The sequence below is a fragment of the Lentzea sp. NPDC042327 genome, from assembly GCF_040647275.1.
GTDB lineage: Bacteria > Actinomycetota > Actinomycetes > Mycobacteriales > Pseudonocardiaceae > Lentzea.
Genome location: NZ_JBEZBX010000001.1, coordinates 524,150 through 542,457, shown reverse-complemented (window position 1 = coordinate 542,457; position 18,308 = coordinate 524,150). Strand labels below are relative to the sequence as shown.

At 72.7% G+C, this 18,308-nt stretch carries 14 protein-coding genes; 11 read left to right on the top strand and 3 right to left on the bottom strand.

What is annotated here, in order from left to right:
• Positions 1–52: 52 nt before the first annotated feature.
• The 7 genes from AB0A63_RS02180 (at position 53) to AB0A63_RS02150 (ending at position 10,354) form a co-directional block, all read left to right on the top strand.
• Positions 53–1,723 carry an ABC transporter substrate-binding protein gene (locus AB0A63_RS02180; protein WP_360384345.1) on the top strand — a complete coding sequence of 557 codons (1,671 nt, stop codon included), beginning with the start codon at positions 53–55 and terminating at the stop codon, positions 1,721–1,723.
• Positions 1,723–2,712 carry an ABC transporter permease gene (locus AB0A63_RS02175; protein ID WP_360384343.1) on the top strand — a complete coding sequence of 330 codons (990 nt, stop codon included), beginning with the start codon at positions 1,723–1,725 and terminating at the stop codon, positions 2,710–2,712. The genes AB0A63_RS02180 and AB0A63_RS02175 overlap by 1 nt, the downstream gene beginning before the upstream one ends.
• A 12-nt stretch (positions 2,713–2,724) precedes the next feature.
• Positions 2,725–4,473 carry a dipeptide/oligopeptide/nickel ABC transporter permease/ATP-binding protein gene (locus AB0A63_RS02170; RefSeq protein ID WP_360384341.1) on the top strand — a complete coding sequence of 583 codons (1,749 nt, stop codon included), beginning with the start codon at positions 2,725–2,727 and terminating at the stop codon, positions 4,471–4,473.
• Positions 4,470–5,351: an ATP-binding cassette domain-containing protein gene (locus AB0A63_RS02165; RefSeq protein ID WP_360384339.1), complete on the top strand. Its 882-nt coding sequence runs from the start codon at positions 4,470–4,472 to the stop codon at positions 5,349–5,351. Before AB0A63_RS02170 ends, AB0A63_RS02165 begins: the two co-directional genes overlap by 4 nt.
• 17 nt (positions 5,352–5,368) lie before the next feature.
• On the top strand, positions 5,369–7,822 hold the full coding sequence (locus AB0A63_RS02160) for a glycoside hydrolase family 2 protein (RefSeq protein WP_360384337.1): 2,454 nt from the start codon (positions 5,369–5,371) through the stop codon (positions 7,820–7,822).
• The gene (locus AB0A63_RS02155) at positions 7,822–8,667 is read left to right on the top strand and encodes a substrate-binding domain-containing protein (protein ID WP_360384335.1); all 846 of its coding nucleotides are present in this window, start codon (positions 7,822–7,824) and stop codon (positions 8,665–8,667) included. Before AB0A63_RS02160 ends, AB0A63_RS02155 begins: the two co-directional genes overlap by 1 nt.
• An 82-nt stretch (positions 8,668–8,749) precedes the next feature.
• Entirely contained in the window at positions 8,750–10,354 is a 1,605-nt protein-coding gene (locus AB0A63_RS02150) for a cellulase family glycosylhydrolase (RefSeq protein WP_360384333.1), read from the top strand.
• A 20-nt stretch (positions 10,355–10,374) separates the two neighbouring features.
• Here AB0A63_RS02150 and AB0A63_RS02145 read toward each other — a convergent pair whose 3' ends face one another.
• On the bottom strand, positions 10,375–10,968 hold the full coding sequence (locus tag AB0A63_RS02145) for a GNAT family N-acetyltransferase (protein ID WP_360384331.1): 594 nt from the start codon (positions 10,966–10,968) through the stop codon (positions 10,375–10,377).
• A 112-nt stretch (positions 10,969–11,080) separates the two neighbouring features.
• Here AB0A63_RS02145 and AB0A63_RS02140 point away from each other — a divergent pair, with 112 nt between their 5' ends.
• Together AB0A63_RS02140 and AB0A63_RS02135 are read left to right on the top strand one after the other, a co-directional pair.
• Positions 11,081–11,941 carry a MerR family transcriptional regulator gene (locus tag AB0A63_RS02140; RefSeq protein ID WP_360384329.1) on the top strand — a complete coding sequence of 287 codons (861 nt, stop codon included), beginning with the start codon at positions 11,081–11,083 and terminating at the stop codon, positions 11,939–11,941.
• Complete coding sequence (locus tag AB0A63_RS02135; RefSeq protein ID WP_360384327.1) at positions 11,938–14,487, top strand: VIT domain-containing protein; 2,550 nt, start codon at positions 11,938–11,940, stop codon at positions 14,485–14,487. Before AB0A63_RS02140 ends, AB0A63_RS02135 begins: the two co-directional genes overlap by 4 nt.
• Before the next feature lie 47 nt (positions 14,488–14,534).
• On the opposite strand, the gene AB0A63_RS02130 is transcribed toward AB0A63_RS02135, so the two are convergent.
• Positions 14,535–15,107 (bottom strand): TetR/AcrR family transcriptional regulator, encoded by a 573-nt coding sequence (locus AB0A63_RS02130; protein ID WP_360384325.1) that lies wholly within the window; start codon positions 15,105–15,107, stop codon positions 14,535–14,537.
• 104 nt (positions 15,108–15,211) lie between these two features.
• Between AB0A63_RS02130 and AB0A63_RS02125 the strand changes: the two genes are divergently transcribed.
• Together AB0A63_RS02125 and AB0A63_RS02120 are read left to right on the top strand one after the other, a co-directional pair.
• Positions 15,212–17,281, top strand: a complete 2,070-nt coding sequence (locus AB0A63_RS02125; RefSeq protein WP_360384323.1) for an FAD-binding oxidoreductase — start codon at positions 15,212–15,214, stop codon at positions 17,279–17,281.
• Between the two features lie 153 nt (positions 17,282–17,434).
• Complete coding sequence (locus tag AB0A63_RS02120; protein ID WP_360384321.1) at positions 17,435–17,824, top strand: STAS domain-containing protein; 390 nt, start codon at positions 17,435–17,437, stop codon at positions 17,822–17,824.
• Positions 17,825–17,853: 29 nt separating this feature from the next.
• Here AB0A63_RS02120 and AB0A63_RS02115 read toward each other — a convergent pair whose 3' ends face one another.
• Positions 17,854–18,261, bottom strand: coding sequence for an ATP-binding protein (locus AB0A63_RS02115; RefSeq protein ID WP_360384319.1), 408 nt, complete (start codon positions 18,259–18,261; stop codon positions 17,854–17,856).
• Positions 18,262–18,308: the final 47 nt, after the last annotated feature.

Sequence of the window (18,308 nt, the reverse complement as noted above, 5' to 3'; positions counted from 1 at the left end):
TGTCCTCCGTTGGTGTGATCCAGCCCACTGAAGGCCTGCGAGAGGATCCACGATGAACCCGAAGTCCCTGCGCGTCGCCGCCGCGGTCGCGGCGTTAGCCCTGACGGCCACCGCCTGCGGACCGTCCGGCGGGAGCTCGGCCGACGCGGCCACGCTGGTCGCCTTCACCGGCCAGAACGGTGACTACCAGGGCAACTTCAACCCCTACTCGCCCACGGCGAACGAGGGCATCGGCACCATCTTCGAGCCGCTGTTCTTCTTCAACGCCATGCAGCGCGACGCCAAGCCCCGGCCCCGGCTGGGCAGGGAGTTCTCCTGGAACGCCGACGGCACCGAGCTGTCGGTCGTCCTGCGCGACGACGTGAAGTGGTCCGACGGGAAGGAGTTCACCGCCCGCGACGTCGTCTTCACCTTCGACATGGTGCGCAAGAACGGCACGATGAACTCGACCGGCTTCAAGGGCACGACAACCGCTGTCGACAACACCCACGTGGTGGTGAAGTTCGACGAGCCGTCGTTCATGGAGGGCCCGCAGGTGCTCGGCCGGCTGTGGATCGTGCCCGAACACCTCTGGAAGGACCTCGCCACCCCGGCGACCGACCCGGTGAAGAACCCGGTCGGCACCGGGCCGTTCCAGTTGGAGGAGTTCAAGCCGCAGGCGATCACGCTCAAGGCCAACCCCGGCTACCACGGCGGCGAGCCCGCGGTGAAGAAGGTCCGCTACCTGTCGCTCGCGGGCAACCAGGGCGGTGCCGACGCGCTCAAGGCCGGCAAGGTCGACTGGCAGACCGGTCCGGTGCCCGACATCAAGAACGTCGAGAAGACCTACCCCGGCTACCGCGCGGTCACCGTGCCGCAGAACCAGATCGCGCTGTTCACCTGCTCCAGCGCCGAGCTCGGCTGCACCGGTCCGCAGACCGACCCCGCCGTGCGCAAGGCGATCCACCACGCCATGAACCGCTCACAGCTCAACGCGCTCGCGTTCCAGGACACCGGCAGCCCGATCTCGCCCGGGTTTGCCCTGCTCCAGCGCGACGAGCCGTACATCGCGGGCACGCTCGAGGAGAAGTCCGCTGCGATGAGCCCGGACACCGCGAAGGCGGCCCAGCTGCTGGAGGCCGCCGGGTACCGCAAGGGCGCCGACGGCATCTACGCCAAGGACGGCAAGCCGTTGTCGCTCACCGTCAAGGTGGTGACCGGGTGGACCGACTACATCACCGCCGTGAACACCCTGGCCCAGCAGCTCCAGCAGGCGGGCATCAAGGTCACGCCGCAGCAGCTGTCGTGGAACGAGTGGGCCGACGCGCGCAGCCAGGGCGGGTACGAGCTGCTGATCGACTCGGTCTACCAGGGCCCGGCGGCCGACCCGTACTACACGTTCAGCTACTTCTTCGCCGGTTACACCACCGCACCGGTCGGGCAGGCCGCGAACCCGAACTTCGGCCGCATGAAGGACCCGCAGGTCGACGCCGCACTCGCCGCGCTCAAGCGGATCAACCCGGAGGACGCCGCGGCCCGCAAGCCGCACTTCGACGTGATCCAGCAGCGGGTGGAGGAGGTCATGCCGTACATCCCGGTGCTCACCGGCGGCACGACGAGCGAGTACAACGCGAAGAAGTTCACCGGCTGGCCCACCACCGACGACCTCTACGCGTTCCCCGCCGTCTGGTCGCGGCCGGAGAGCTCCGAGGTCCTCATGAAGCTCAAGCCCGCGGGCAGCTGATGCGGTACTACGCGCGCAAGATCGCCTTCTACCTGGTCGCGCTGTGGGCGGCGGTGACGCTGAACTTCGTGATCCCGCGGCTCATGCCGGGCAACCCGGTCGACGTGCTGATCGCCCGGCTGCAGCAGCGCGGCGGCTCGGTCGACCCGGCCGTGCGCCGCTCCTACGAGCTGCTGCTCGGCACCGGCGGCGACCGGTCGGTGCTCGGCGAGTACTTCTCCTACCTGGGCAACCTCGCCCGCGGCGACCTCGGCGTCTCGGTCAGCGCGTTCCCGGCGCCGGTGTCGGAGGTGATCACGGCGTCGCTGTGGTGGACGATCGTGCTGGTCGGCATCGCGACGCTGGTGTCGTTCCTGCTCGGCGTCGCACTCGGTGCCGTGGTCGGCTGGCGGCGCGGCACCTGGCTCGACACGCTGGTGCCCTCGACGACCGTCCTCGCCGCGGTGCCGTACTTCTGGCTCGCACTGCTGCTCGTGGCACTGCTGTCGTCGGCGCTGGGCTGGTTCCCGTTGCTCGGCGGCTACGACGTGGTCCTGTCGCCGGGTTGGAACGCCGAGTTCATCGGCTCCGCGCTCTACCACGGCACGCTGCCCGCGCTGACGATCGTGATCTCGTCGGTCGGCGGCTGGCTGCTGGGCATGCGCAACATGATGGTGTCGGCGATGTCCGAGGACTACGTGCTCACCGCCCGCGCCAAGGGACTGCGCGACAGCCGGGTCATGATCCGCTACGCCGCGCGCAACGCCGTGCTGCCGTCGGTGGCCGGGTTCGCCATCTCGCTCGGGTTCGTGGTGGCCGGCTCGATCGTCACCGAGCAGGTCTTCTCCTACCCCGGCATCGGCGGCCGGCTGCTGCAAGCGGTGCAGAACAACGACTACGCGCTCATGCAGGGGATCTTCCTGGTGATCACCACCGCGGTGCTCGGGGCCAACCTCGCGGTCGACCTGCTGCACGCGATCGTCGACCCGCGCACCCGCGCGACCGGCTGAGAGGAGCAGACCATGAGCAACTCCGGCACGGGCTGGGGCGCGCTGTTGCCGCGCTGGTCGCCGAAGCTCGGCTTCGGCCTCGGCCTGATCGCGGTCATCACGTTGTTCGGCCTGGTGGGGCCGTTGCTGACCGGCGACCCGAACGCGGTGCGCGACATCGGCCTGACCCCGCCCGGCGGCGAGCACCTGCTGGGCACCACGCAGACCGGGGAGGACGTGCTGGCCCAGCTCACGCACGCCACCCGCGGGTCGTTGCGGATCGGGCTGCTGGTGGGCGTGCTCGCCACCGCGCTGTCCGCGTTCTTCGGCGTGCTCGGCGCGTACGCCGGCGGTGTCACCGACGAGCTGTTCTCGTTGTTCTCCAACGTGGTGCTGGTGATCCCCGGCCTGCCGCTGGTGATCGTCGTGGCCGGGTTCGTGCCGGCCGACCAGCGCGGCGCGTGGACGATCGCGGTGGTGCTGGCGCTGACCGGCTGGGCGGCCTCGGCACGGGTGCTGCGCGCGCAGACGCTGTCGGTGCGCAACCGCGACTACGTGGCGGCGGCGCGGGTCGCGGGTGAGAAGCCGTGGCGGGTGATCACCGTGGAGATCCTGCCGAACCTGCTGCCGCTGGTGGCCTCGCAGTTCGTGTTCGCGGTCATCGCGGCGATCCTCGGCGAGGCCGGGCTGTCGTTCCTCGGCCTGGGCGCGTCGAACTCGCTCACGCTCGGCACGATGCTGTTCTACGCGCAGAACGGGTTCGCGCTGCAACTCGACGCGTGGTGGTGGTTCGTCCCGCCGGGGCTGGTGATCGCGTTGTTCGGGTGCGGGCTCGCGCTGGTGAACTTCAGCATCGACGAGATCATCAACCCGAAGCTGCGCAGCGAACCGCGCCGTGCGCCCGACGCCGTGGTGCCGCGGGCCGAGGCCGTCGAACGGCCGGACGCGGACGCGGTGCTGACGGTGCGGGACCTCTCCGTCGTGTACCAGGGCGCCGAGCCGGTGCTCGCGGTGGACGACGTGTCTTTCACGCTGCGGCGCGGCGAGGTGCTCGGCATCGCGGGGGAGTCCGGGTGCGGCAAGACCACGCTGGCCCACGCGGTCAACCGGCTGCACCGCCCACCCGCGCAGGTGACGTCCGGCTCGGTCGTGTTCCACGACGCCGACGGCACCGACGTGGACGTGCTGGCGCTGGGACCGGAGGAGCTGCGGGCGTTCCGCTGGACCAAGCTGTCCATGGTGTTCCAGGGCGCGATGAACGCGCTGAACCCGGTGACCACCATCGGCGCGCAGCTCGACGACGTGCTCACCACCCACCGTCCCGCCATGGCGAGGGAGGACCGGCGGCAGCGGTGCGCCGAGGTGCTGGAGCTGGTCGGGGTCGACCCGCGCCGGCTGGGGTCGTTCGCGCACGAGCTGTCCGGTGGCATGCGGCAACGCGTGATGATCGCGATGGCGCTGCTGCTCGAACCGCAGGTCATGATCATGGACGAACCGACGACGGCGCTCGACGTGGTGGTGCAGCGCGGCATCCTCCAGGAGATCCTGCGGTTCCGCGACGAGCTCGGGTTCGCGGTCGTGCTGATCACCCACGACCTGCCGCTGCTGCTGGAGATCAGCGACCGGGTGGCCGTGATGCGGGGCGGCCGGGTCGTGGAGCACGGCACCGCCGAGCAGGTCCACCGGGCCGCCACCCACCCGTACACCCGCGAGCTGCTCGGGTCGTTCCCGAGCCTGGAGGGCGAACGCGGCGCGTTCGGCCGGGAAGGGGCGCTGCGATGACCACCCTGCGCGCTGACGAGCTCGTGAAGGACTTCCCGGTGCGGACCGGGCTGCGACGCACGTCGTTCCGCGCGGTCGACCGGGTCTCGTTCACCCTCGACCCCGGCCGCACCGTGGCGCTCGTCGGCGAGTCCGGCTCGGGCAAGTCGACGATCGCGCGGATGATCGCGCGGCTCGAGAAACCCAGCGGCGGCACCATCACCGTCACCGGACCGACCGGCGCGCCGGTGCCGGACCGGGAGTACCGCAACCGGGTGCAGATGGTGTTCCAGGACCCGTTCGCCTCGCTCAACCCGTTCCACACCGTCGAGCACCACCTGACCCGCCCGCTGCTGCTGCACGGCAAGGCCCGCGACCAGGACGAGGCGGTGGAGCTGGCACGGGAGCTGCTCGACCGCGTGACCCTGCCGCGCGACTTCGCCCGGCGCCGGCCGCACGAGCTGTCCGGCGGCCAGCGGCAACGCGTCGCGATCGCCCGCGCCCTCGCACCGGGAGCTCAGGTCGTGGTGGCCGACGAACCGGTGTCCATGCTCGACGTGTCGATCCGGCTCGGCGTCCTGAGGCTGCTGGCACGCTTGCAGGCCGAGGAACGGCTGGCCGTCCTCTACATCACGCACGACCTCGCGACGGCCCGGCACTTCTCCGACGAGATCCTCGTGCTGCACCGCGGCCGGGTGGTGGAACGGGGACCGTCCGACGCGGTCATCCTCGACGCCCACCACCCGTACACGAAGCTGCTCGCCGCCGCCTCGCCGAACCCCGACGCCCGCGGCCGCGTGCTCGACGTGCGCCGCGACGTCGTGGCGCGGGCGGGTGCGGCCGCGGCGTACGACCACCACACCGGGCAATGGGCCGACGCGGCACCGGTTTCCGGCTGACGCTGGGGAATGGGGACATGATGGAGCGCCAGACGTTGCACGACGGGTGGCAGCTGAGCGTGGTCGCGGGACCCGCGCCCGACTCGTTGCGGGGCGTGCGGGTGCCGGCCGCCGTGCCCGGCAGCACGCACCTCGACCTGCTCGCCGCCGGGCTGATCGAGGACCCGTTCCTCGACCGCGCCGAGGAGTCGCTGCGGTGGATGCACCGCACAGAATGGCGCTACGACACCGAGTTCGAGGCGTCGGCCGTCGCCGGCGAACGCGCCGACCTGGTGTTCGAGGGCCTCGACACGATCGCCGCTGTGCAGCTCAACGGCGTCCTGGTCGGCACCGCCGCGAACATGCACCGCACGCACCGGTTCGACGTGCGGCCGTTCCTCGCCGACGGCACCAACGAGCTGGTGGTGACGTTCTCCTCCGCGCTGACGCGGGCGGAGGAGGTGGAGGGCCGGCTGGGACGGCGCGACCACGCCTACCCGCACCCGTTCAACATGATCCGCAAGATGGCCTGCTCCTTCGGCTGGGACTGGGGACCGGACCTGCAGACCGCGGGCATCTGGAAGCCGGTGCGGCTGGAGCGCTGGCACACCGCGCGGCTGGCGTCGGTCCGTCCACTCGTGACGGTCGACGCCGACGGCACCGGCCGGGTCGAGGTGCACGCCGACGTCGAGCACGCGGACCCCGCGGCACCGAAGGCCCTGCGGCTGCGCGTCGAGGTGAACGGCGAGACGTTCGAGGCGAACTGCGAGGGCGACCGGGGCGTGGTCACCGCGCTGGTGCCGGACGCCGAGCTGTGGTGGCCGGTCGGGTACGGCGAGCAGCCGCGCTACGACGTGACCGTGTCGCTGCTGGGCCCGGACGGGCTCCTCGACGGGGGGCAGCACCGGGTCGGGTTCCGTACGGTCACCGTGGACGTCGAACCGGACGAGGTGGGCACGCCGTTCACGTTCGTCGTCAACGGCCGGCGGGTGTTCGCCAAGGGCGCCAACTGGATTCCCGACGACCACTTCCTCACCCGCGTCACCCGCGACCGGCTCGCGCGCCGGGTGGACCAGGCCGTCGAGGCGAACCTGAACATGCTGCGGGTCTGGGGTGGCGGCATCTACGAGTCCGACGACTTCTACGACGTCTGCGACGAGCGCGGTGTGCTGGTGTGGCAGGACTTCCTGTTCGCCTGCGGCGCCTACCCGGAGGAGGAGCCGCTGTGGAGCGAGGTGGAGGCCGAGGCGCGCGAGCAGGTCGCGCGGCTGGCCGGGCGCCCGTCGCTCGCGCTGTGGAACGGCAACAACGAGAACCAGTGGGGTTTCGCCGACTGGGGCTGGCCGGAGCAGCTCGGCGGCCGGACCTGGGGCCTGCGCTACTACACCGAGCTGCTGCCCGCGGTCGTCGCCGAGCTCGACCCGACCCGGCACTACTCACCCGGCAGCCCGCACAGCCCCGGTGAGCGCCACCCCAACGACGCCGACCACGGCACCCGGCACGAGTGGGAGGTGTGGAACCGGGTCGACTACACCCGCTACCGCGACCACGTGCCGCGGTTCTGCTCGGAGTTCGGCTTCCAGGGACCGCCGACGTGGACGACGCTGACCCACTGGGTTCACGACGAACCGCTGACGTCCACCTCGCCCGCGTTCCTCGCGCACCAGAAGGCGGAGGACGGCAACGGCAAGCTGGACCGCGGTCTCGCGCCGCACCTGCCGGTGCCCGAGGAGTTCGCGGACTGGCACTGGGCCACGCAGCTCAACCAGGCCCGCGCGGTGGCGTTCGGGATCGAGCACTTCCGGTCGTGGTGGCCGCGCACGACCGGTGCGCTGGTGTGGCAGCTCAACGACTGCTGGCCCGCCACGTCGTGGGCCGCGGTCGACAGCGGGGAGCGCCGCAAACCGCTCTGGTACGCGTTGCGGAGGGCGTTCGCGCCGCGATTGCTCACCGTGCAGCCCCGCGACGGCCGGTCGGCGCTGGTCGTGGTGAACGACCACGACGAGCCGTGGAGCGGTGAGCTGCGGGTGGAGCGGCAGGCGGTCGGGGGAGCGGTGCTGGAGAAGGTGTCGCTGCCGTTCGCCGTCGCCGCCCGGTCCGCCGCGGCGGTCGAGCTGCCCGATTCCGTTGTGGTGCCGGGAGATCCGGTGCGGGAGGTGCTCGTGGCGACCGCCGACGCCGAACGGGTCGTGCGGCCGTTCGCCGAGGACGTGGACCTCGACCTCGACCCGGCACCGCTCACCGCGGAGGTGGTGGCGGTCGAGGGCGGATACCGTGTCGACGTGCGCGCCCGTTCCTACGCCGGGGACGTGGTGCTGCTGGCCGACCGGGTCGCCCCGGACGCCGTCGTGGAGGAGATGCTGGTGCCGATGCTCGCCGGGGAGACGCGCTCGTTCGTGGTGCGGACCGCGGTCCGGCTGCCCGACCCGGACGCGCTGACCGGTCCCGCGGTGCTGCGCTGCGCCAACGACCTCGGCCGGGCGGGGGCCTGATGGGCACCCCGTCCTCGGGTGCGGTCGGGCTGGTGCTCGCCCGCCCGGCCCGGCTGCTCGGCACCGAGCCGTTCTTCATGGAGTTCATCGCGGGCATCGAGGAACGCCTCACGCCGCACGACCTGTCGTTGCTGCTGCACGTCGTGCCCGCGCACGACGCCGAGATCACCGCCTACCGCCGGTGGGCGAGCGGTGGCCTGGTCGACGCCGTGCTGCTGGTGAACCGGACCGTCGTCGACCCCAGACCCGCCGTGCTGCGGGAGATCGGGCTGCCGACCGTGGTCGTCGGCGAACCGGCGCCGGAGCTCGCCGCACCCGCCGTGCGCACCGACGACGCCGGCCCGATCGAGCAGGTGCTCGCCCACCTGCTCGCGCTCGGCCACACCCGGATCGCCCGGATCACCGGTCCCGCCGGCCTGCTGCACACCGCGGCCAGGACGACGGCGCTGGTCGACGGCTGCCGCGCGGCCGGTCTGGTCCCGACGATCGTGGAGGGCGACTACTCCGAGGAGGCGGGCGCCAAGCTGACCGCGGCGCTGCTGAACCGGCAGGAGCCGCCGACCGCGATCCTCTACGACAACGACGTGATGGCCGTCGCCGGGCTGACCACCGCGAAGGAGCTGGGCGTCGCGGTGCCCGGCGAGCTGAGCCTGGTCGCCTGGGACGACTCCACGCTGTGCCGGCTCGCGACGCCCGCGCTCACCACGATGAGCGTCGACGTGCACCAGTTCGGCGTCTCGGTCGCGGAGTCGGTGCTGGAGCTGATCGGCGGCGGCCCGGTCACCCCGCGCTGGTCGCCCACCGCCGTGCTCGTCCCGCGCGACAGCTCGGCGGCCGCTCACTGATCTCCCGTCGCCCTGCACGGGTTGTTTCGGCGCGCCCATTTCTGGGAGCGCTCCCAGTCGGACCGCAAGAGAGGACCGCACCGTGAAACGACTGTTGTCGCTGATGAGCACAGTGCTCGTCGGCCTGTCCCTGCTCACCACACCCGCGGTCGCGCAGGCCGCCACCGGCTTCCACGTCAGCGGTGGCCGCCTGTACGACGCCACCGGCGCGGAGTTCGTCATGCGCGGGGTGAACCACGCGCACACCTGGTACACCTCGCGCACCACGCGGGCGCTCGCCGACCTGAAGGCGTTGCGCTCCAACACCGTTCGCGTCGTGCTCTCCAGCGGCGACCGGTGGACCCGCAACGACGCGGCCGACGTCGCGAACGTCATCGGCCAGTGCAAGGCCAACCGGCTCATCTGCGTGCTGGAGGTGCACGACACCACCGGCTACGGCGAGCAGAGCGGTGCCGTGAGCCTCGCCAAGGCCGTCGACTACTGGATCAGCGTGCAGAGCGCGATGACCGGTCAGGAGGCCTACGTCATCCTCAACATCGGCAACGAGCCGTGGGGCAACACCGGTGCCTCCGGCTGGACCGCCGACACGAAGTCCGCGATCAGCAGGCTGCGCGCCGCCGGCTTCACCCACACGATCATGGTGGACGCCCCGAACTGGGGCCAGGACTGGTCGTTCACGATGAGGGACAACGCGGCGTCGGTCTTCGCCGCCGACCCGCAGCGCAACACCGTGTTCTCCGTCCACATGTACGGCGTGTTCGACACGGCGGCCGAGATCACCGACTACCTGGGCCGCTTCGTGGCCGCCGGGCTGCCGATCGTGGTGGGGGAGTTCGGCCACAACCACTCCGACGGCGACCCGGACGAGAACACGATCTTCTCCTACACCCAGTCCCAGCGCCTGGGGTACCTCGGCTGGTCGTGGAGCGGCAACGGCGGCGGCGTCGAGTACCTCGACATGGCCACCGACTTCGACGCCTCCCGGCTCACCGCCTGGGGCCAGCGGATCTTCACCGGCGCGGGCGGGATCGCGGCGACCTCGCGGGAGGCGGCGGTGTTCGGCGGCGGCCAGGACACCACGGCACCCACGACCCCCGGCGCCCCCGCGGCCTCCAACATCACCGGAACCGGTGCGGCACTGGCGTGGGCGGCGTCGACCGACGCGGTCGGCGTCACCTCCTACCAGGTCGTGCGCGTCGTCGACGGCACCGAGTCCCCGTTGACGTCCACCACCGGCCCGTCGGCGACGCTGACCGGCCTCACGCCCGCCACGGCCTACGCGATCGCGGTCTACGCCCTTGACGCGGCCGGCAACCGTTCGTCCCGGTCGCCGGTCACGACGTTCACCACCGGCACCGCGCCCACCGGCTCGTGCGCGGTCGCGTACCGCGTGACCGGCCAGTGGCAGAGCGGGTTCCAGGGCGAGGTGAAGGTGCAGAACACCGGCACGGCCGCCGTGAACGGCTGGGCGCTGCGCTGGACGTTCGGCAACGGCCAGACGGTGACCCAGATGTGGAACGCCGTCGCCGCCCAGTCCGGTGCGGCGGTGACCGCGACCAACGCCTCCTACAACGCGGCGATCCCCGGCGGCGGGTCGGTGAGCCTCGGGTTCACCGGCACGTGGACCGGGTCCAACTCGGTGCCGGGCGCGTTCACGCTGAACGGGGCGGCCTGCTCGGTGGTGTGAGCGGATCGTGCCGGGCGCCCTCAGGTGCCCGGCACGAGCTCCCGGTGGAAGACCAGGAAGTCGCACGGGCAGGCCAGTTCCGGCACCAGGTGCGGGTGGTCGTCGGTCAGGTCGCCCCTGTGCACGACCTCGTAGCCCATGCGGGTGTACCAGCTCCGCAGGAACTCCTTCACCGGGTGCTCCCAGTTCTGCGGCACCAGGAGCTCCAGCTGCATGCGGGAGAGGCCCTCGTCCCGCGCCCACTCCTCGGCGTGGGCGACGAGGTCGCGGCCGAGCCCGGTGCCGCGCACCTCCGGCGCGGCGACGAGCATGCCGAACTCGCCGGTGCGGTCGTCGAGCTGCCGCAGCCGCACCGCGCCGATCACGCGGTCCTCGTGCAGCGCGACCACCACCTGTCCGGCCTCGACGAGCCCCGCGACCTCGGCCTCGCTGGTGCGGGTGGCGCCGTCGCGCCACAACCCGGCCTCCGCCTCGGCGTAGACGCGGTTGACCAGGGCGGTGATGTCCGCGACCTGCGCGGGAACGGCTGCGGTCAGGACCTGCGCCTTCCGGGTCCTGAGCTGGCCCGATGCGGCCTCGTGGCCGGTGCTGAGGCTGGCCTCTTCCGTGCTCACCCAGGGGTCTCCGTCCGTTGCGCGACGCGCGGAACCCTACCCGGCCACGCCGGGTGGACCTCATCAGGTTTTTTCATTGACACTGTCATCGTGACAGTGTCACTATCATGGGGTGTGGACGCTTGACGAGCTGCTGGAACGTGTCTCCGCCGCGCTGACGGCGGAATACCAGGGCGCGCCCAACGGCCGGGTCCGCGACGTGCCCGACCGGCGGGCGGTCCGCTGGTACGCGACGACGGGGCTGGTCGACCGGCCCTCGGCGATGCGCGGCCGCACCGCGCTGTACGACCGGCGCCACCTGCTCCAGCTGGTGGCGGTCAAGAGGCTGCAGTCGGAGGGGAGGACGCTGGCCGACATCCAGGCCGAGCTCGCCGGTGCGACCGACCAGGCGCTGCTGGCGATCGCCCGCGTGCCCGACGGGTTGCTGGAGGTGGCGGAGGACGCGCCGGCGGGGGAGGTGCGGCCGCGGTTCTGGGCCGTGCCGGCAGCACCACCGGCACCACCCGCGCCACCGCCGCTGCCCGCACCGCCGCCCACGCCTCCGCCGCCGCCAGCGGGCACGCCTTGGCCAGCGGTCGCACCGCTGGCTGCGCTGCCCGCGGGTGTCGTGCCGCCGTCCGCGCCCGCGCCGCCTGCGGGTGCTGCGCCGCCGCCGTCGCCCATGCCGCCTGCGGGTGCCGTGCCGCAGCCCTCGCCCGTGTCGCCCGCGGGTGCCGCTCCTCCGCCCGTACCCGCCACACCACCGAGCCCGCCCGAACCCGCCGCCCGATCCGGCCCACCCGCCCCGCCCGCCCCCGACGCACCGGCACCACCCGCACTCCTCACCGGCATCCCCCTCACCGGCGGCGCCGTCCTCCTCACCCCCGGCACCCCGACCCCCGCCGACCTCGCCGACATCGCGGCCGCCGCGCGGCCACTGCTCGACCTGCTCGCCGCCCGCGGCCTGCTCACCGACGAAAGGGAAACGCCATGACCATCACCGTCACCCCGTTGCAGCCGGCCGAGGTGGACCGCGTCGGCCGGACGACCGAGGACGCGGGGGTCGGCGCGCTGCTCACCGAGCGCGGAAACCTGCCGTTGGAGAGCGTCGACGTGCGGGCGGTGGTCACCGGGCTCCTGGGTCGCGTGGTGTTCACGACCGGGTTCGTGAACACGCACGACGCCGCTCTCGAAGCCACCTACGTCTTCCCGTTGCCCGACCGCGCCGCCGTCACCGGCATGAAGATGACCGCAGGCGACCGGACCGTCGTGGCCGACCTGCAAGAGCGCGGTCAGGCACGCGAGGCCTACGACCAGGCGATCGCGGCGGGGCGAAGAGCGTCCATCGTGGAGGAGGAACGGCCGGACGTGTTCACCATGCGGGTGGGCAACATCCCCGCGGGCGAACGGGTCACCGTCGAGCTGAGCGTCGTCGGGCCGCTGGTGTTCGAGGACGGCGCGGCCACGTTCCGGTTCCCGCTCGTCGTGGCGCCGCGGTACGTGCCGGGTGCGCCGCTCGACGGTCCGTCGGTCGGGGACGGGCACGCGCAGGACACCGACCTCGTGCCCGACGCCTCCCGGATCACGCCGCCGGTGCTGCTGCCCGGCTTCCCGAACCCGGTGCGCCTGGGCATCAGCGTGCAGGTCGACCCGGCCGGGCTGGAGCTCGGGGAGGTGCGGTCGAGCCTGCACGCCGTCACCGCCGAGGGCAACACCGTCACGGTCGTTCCCGGTGAACGCGTCGACCGCGACTTCGTGCTGCGGCTGGCTTACACGGGCACCAGCTCCGCGGTGGTGTGCGTGCCCGACGCCGACGGCGAGGAGGGCACCTACCAGCTCACGGTCCTGCCACCGCAGCCGCGGGCGGCGGTGCGGCCGCGTGACGTCGTGCTGCTGCTCGACCGGTCCGGCAGCATGTCGGGCTGGAAGATGGTCGCGGCACGGCGTGCGGCGGCGCGGATCGTCGACACGTTGACGGCGGACGACAGGTTCGCGGTGCTCACGTTCGACGACCGCGTGGAACACCCCGCCGAGCTCGGCACCGGCCTGGTCGCGGGTACCGACCGCCACCGGTTCCGCGCGGTCGAGCACCTGGCGAAGGTGCAGGCGCGCGGCGGCACCGAGATGTTCCAGCCGGTGCGCGACGGGCTGACCCTGCTCGCGCAGGCCGAGGCGGACCGCGACCCGGTGCTCGTGCTCGTCACGGACGGCCAGGTCGGCAACGAGGACCAGCTGCTGCGCGACATCGCACCGGTCCTCGGCCGCACGCGGGTGCACGCCGTCGGCATCGACTCCGCCGTCAACGCGGGCTTCCTCGGCCGCCTGGCCGCGCGCGGCGCCGGGCGGTGCGAGCTCGTCGAGAGCGAGGACCGGCTCGACGAGGCGATGACGCACATCCAGCGCCGCATCGGCGCGCCGGTGGTCACCGACGTGGTCGTGACACCGTCGTCCGACCTGCCGAAGCTGCCCACCGCGATCTACCCCGGCGTGCCGCTGGTGGCGTTCGGCCGGTACCGGGGTGCCGCGCCGGAGTCGTTCACCGTCCGCGGCCGCACCCGCGAGGGTGGCGCCTGGGAGGAGGCGGTGCCCGTCTTGGAGCACACCGAGCCCGCGGTCCGGTCGCAGTGGGCCCGTGCCGCGCTGCGCGACCTCGAAGACCGCTACGCGACCGGCGAGCGCGCCGTGGAAGCGGAGATCGTGCGGACCTCGCTGCGGTTCGGGGTGCTGTGCCGGTTCACCGCGTTCGTGGCGGTGGACGAACGGGTCGTGGGCGACGGCGAGGTGCACCGCGTGGTGCAGCCGGTCGAGCTGCCGTCGGGCTGGGACCCCGCGCCGCCGCCCATGCCGCGCGCCGGTGGCGGATATGGCGGTGGTTATGGCGGTGGGGCGGTGGGCTTCGCCGGACCGGCGCCGTTCCCGCTGGCTGCACCGATGGCGGGCGCGCCGATGCCCGCCGCTCCGATGCCCGCTGCTCCCGCCAGGTCGGCCGGCGCACCTGCCCCGGTCGGCGTCCCGATCCCGCCGGGGGCACCCGTCCCGCTCGGCGCTCCGACTCCGGACGGTGCCCCGGTTCCGCCCGGCGCACCTGCCCCGCCCGACGCCCCGAAGCCGCCCGCACCTCCAGCACCGCAGAGCCCTCCGGTGCCGCCTGGAGCCCCGGTCCCGCCCGGCGCCCCGGTGCCACCGCCCACCCGCGGCCGAGCCCGGATCTCGGCCACCCTGCGCGGCTCGGCCCGTCCGGCACCGCCCCAGGACGCCACGGCCGAACTGCGCGAGATCGCCGCGCTGGAAGCCGACCGCCTGGACCAGGCCACCGGTCTGCCGGAGTGGGAACGCCGCGACCTGCTCGCCGACCTCGCCAGCCGGCTCGGCACGTTGATCGCCGGTGAGCAGGGGCAGGCGTTCGAACCGTTGCGGCGCTTGCAGGACGAGCTCACCGCGGGCGGTGACGTCGACCGGCTCTGGGCCCGCGCGCGGGAACTGCTGCGCCAGTTCGCCCAGCAGGAGGCGAAGGAGCGCCGCCGGTCGTTCTGGCGCTGAGCGGGCCAGCGCGCCACCTGCGCCGCGACCGGTGACCCGACGGCGGTTCAGCGGTCGCCGCGCAGGTAGCGCGTCACCATCCCGACGAGCTCGTTCTCGAACTTCTCGACGGTGGTGTTCCGCGGAAAGGCCATGAGCCGGTGCGTGTTCACCTCGACGGTGAACACGATGAGCTCCGCCGCGGTGTCGAGGTCGGCCACGCCGACGTCGGGGTGGCGGGCGAACAGGTCGCGGACCTGGGCGACCCGCTGCTCGCCGTGCCGGGCCACGGCCTCGGCCAGCTCCCGGGAGTGCTGCGCCTCCTGGATCATGATCCGCAGCAGCCGCGGGTCCTCGTCGTGGTTGTCGATCGCGTCGCGGACCAGCGCCCGCACCGTCTGCGCCAGCGAGCCGGGGGCGAGGTCGAGCTGTTCGGCCTGCGCCCACCGGCCGCGGTCGACGTGCCGCACCAGCAGGGCGGCCAGGACCGCGTCCTTGTTCGGGAAGTACTGGTACAGCGAGCCGATCGAGACGCGGGCGTGCTCGGCGATGCGGTTGGTGGTGCCCGCGGCGTACCCGTGCTCGACGAAAACGTGAGCAGCCGCCGTCAGAATCCGGTCGCGGGTGAGCTCCGCGCGCACCTGACGCGGTCGGCGACGTGGGGCGAGACGATCGTCCGGTGACGGCACGGCGGTCCTTCCAAAAGCGAGTACCCAAGAGCTGAGCAAAACCTCACAATAGTGTCATGAGCTGGGAAAACAAGCCCGTCATGATCGACGAAGCCCATCGGTTGCGGACGGTGGCCGAGGTGGAGGCCGTCGTCGGGCGGCCCGCGTCCATGATCGTGCTGAAGCAGGTCGGCGCGCTCGACGAGGGCTGCGCGGCCGTGCTCGCGCGCAGTCCGATCGCGGGCTTCGGCCACCGCGCCGCCGACGGCACGAGCCGGACCGCTGTCGTCGGCGGCCGGCCGGGTTTCGCGCGCCTCCTGTCACCGACCCGGCTCACCTTCGCCCTCGACGGCACCGCTGCCGGACCGGCGTCGCTGGTGTTCCTGCTGCCGGGCGTGGGGGAGACGCTGCGGGTCAACGGGATCGCGTCCGGCACCGGCGAGGTCGTGTTCGACGTCGAGCAGGTCTACGTGCACTGCGCCCAGTCCGTGCTGCGGTCCGGCCTGTGGCAGCCGCCGGTACCGGCCGGACCCGCCGCCGCGCAGGTCGGCGAGGGCCCGCTGGCCGCGCCCGGCGTGGCCGACTTCCTCGCCGCGGCACCGTTCCTCGCACTGTCCACATGGGACTCGAAGGGCGGTGCCGACACGAGCCCGCGCGGGGAGGCCGGACCGGTCGCACGTGTACTGGACGGCCACACGCTCGTGATCGCCGACCGCAGGGGCAACCGGCGCGCGGACACCCTGCACAACCTGCTGGAGGACGACCGCCTCTCGTTCGCCGCACTCGTCCCCGGCCGCACCGGCGTCCTGCACGGGCGCGGCCGCGCTGTGATCACCGTCGACCCGGCCGTGCTGGAACCGCTGGCGTTGAAGGGAGTTCCGCCGCACGCGGCGCTGCTCGTCCACGTCGAGGCCGCGGAGCTGAGCACGAGCGACGCCGTGACCCGCGCCCGCCTCTGGACCTCGGCGCCGGTCGACGACACCCCCGACCTGATCGCGCTGGCGAGCGGGCACCTCACCGCCAACACCGCGAGCCGGCCGCGCCGTGCACTGCTGAGGGTGGCGGGCCTGGTACCGGCCAGGTGGCTGCGACCGGTGCTGGACCTCGCCTACCGCTCCGGCCTGCGCAAGGAGGGCTATGCGATCGCCCCTGCCGGTACCGCCGCGCCCGCACCGGACCCGCTGCGCGAGGTCGGGGTCGTCGAGGTGCGCGCGGAGACCCCCTGTGCGGTCACGGTCGTGCTGGCCGACGGCGCGCCGTTCGACTTCCGGCCGGGCCAGTTCTTCACGCTCGTCGCCGACCTCGACGGCGAGCAGGTGCGCCGGCCCTACTCGGCGTCCTCCGCGCCCGGCACCACCCGGTTGGAGCTCACCGTCAAGCGGGTGGCGGGCGGCCGGTTCTCGGCGCACGTCCACGAGCGCCTCGCCGTCGGCGACCGGGTGGCCGTGCGCGGCCCGTCCGGTTCCTTCCGGCTCGTCCAGGGGCACGAGGTCGTGGCGATCACGGCCGGGAGCGGCATCACACCGGTGATGAGCATGGTCCGCGCGCTGCTCGCCGAGCCGGCCGGACCCCGGATCGCCCTGCTGCACTGCGACCGCAGCGAGGAGGAGGCGATCTTCGCCGCCGAGCTCGCCGAACTGGGGGAGCGCCACCCCGGCCGGCTCGCCGTCACGCACGTGGTGACCGCCCGCGCCGGACGCCTCGACGGCCCCGGTGTCCGGCGGTGGGTCGGGAGTCTCGCGCCGTCGCCGGACGCGCGGTACTACCTGTGCGGCCCGGAGGCGTTCATGGACGTGGTGCGCCAGGCGCTCGACGTGCCGCCTGAGCACGTCCACCAGGAGCGCTACACCAGCGGACCGGTCAGGGCACCGGGATCGGCGACGCCGCAACGGGTGGTCGTCGAGGGGCTCGGCACCGCGGTCGCCGAACCCGGCCAGACGCTGCTCGACGCCGGGCTCGCGGCCGGCCTGCCCCTGCCGTACTCCTGCACGGTCGGCAGCTGCGGCGAGTGCGTGGCGCAGCTGGTCGGCGGCGAGGTGTCCCGGCAGGAAACCGGTTGCCTGACCGCGGAGCAGAAGGCCACCGGCCGGGTCCTGACCTGTACCAGCGCACCGCTCACGGATGTCACGCTGCGCATCGGGCGGTGATCACGGGGTGAGGTTGTGTCCCGGTCCGAAGAGGCATAGCGTGGACTGGAGTACCTGAAAACCGATTCACTCATTGTGAGGTCATCTACAGGTTCTCCGGGTTGGGCTGCTGCAGTCGGCGCTTCGCACGGTTTGCCGATGGGAGCGCGGGCCATGAGCCAGCAAGCCGGCGGCGCGGTCGTGCAGACCGCCCGCACAGTCCACCACCACGGGATAGCCGTCGTCGTCGTGTCCGGCGAGATCGACCGGATGACCGACGACCCCGCCCTCAACCAGGCCGTCGAGGCCGTGCGCGGTGCGCCCACCGGTCTGGTCCTGGACCTCGGCGGGGTGAGCTTCTTCGGCTCCGCGGGCATCAACATGGTCGTCGCCGTCCGGCGGGAGGCCCAGCGGGCGAAGGTGCCGTTCCGGGTCGTCGCGGCGAGCAAGACCGTGCTGCGCCCGCTGGAGCTGTCCGGTGTCAACGTGCTGCTGACGGTGCACCCGAACCTGGCGGAGGCCCTGTCCGGTCTGGGGACGCTGCCCCGGCAACGCCGCGTCTGAGCGTTCTCTCGACGATCTTCCAGCGGGGTTCAGCAGGTCTCCGGGCACGGCACGACCGCCCACACGGTCTTGCCGGCGTTCCGCGACAGCACACCCCACTTCGCGGACAGCTGGTCCACGAGCACGAGCCCGCGGCCCCGTACCGAGTCGGGTGAGGACGGCCTGAGCTGGGGCGGCGTCGTCGAGGCGTCCTCCACCACGACCTCCACGCCGTCGTCACCGCCGCGGCGGTGCAGCCGCAGGCGCGCCGGGAACCGGCCGTGGTCGTACACGTTGGAGACGAGCTCGGTCACGACCAGCTGCACGTCGAGCAGGTCGTCCTCGTGCAGTCCGGGCAGCGCGGACTCCGCCCACCGCCGGACCCCGGGGATGTCGGCCACATCACCGTTCAGCTCCAGGACGTGCGGGGTATGAGGAGGGTCGCCGCCGGTCGTCAAGGGGTGCCTCTCTGTCCAAGTTGTGCAGGGGTGACTTACCTCGGGCG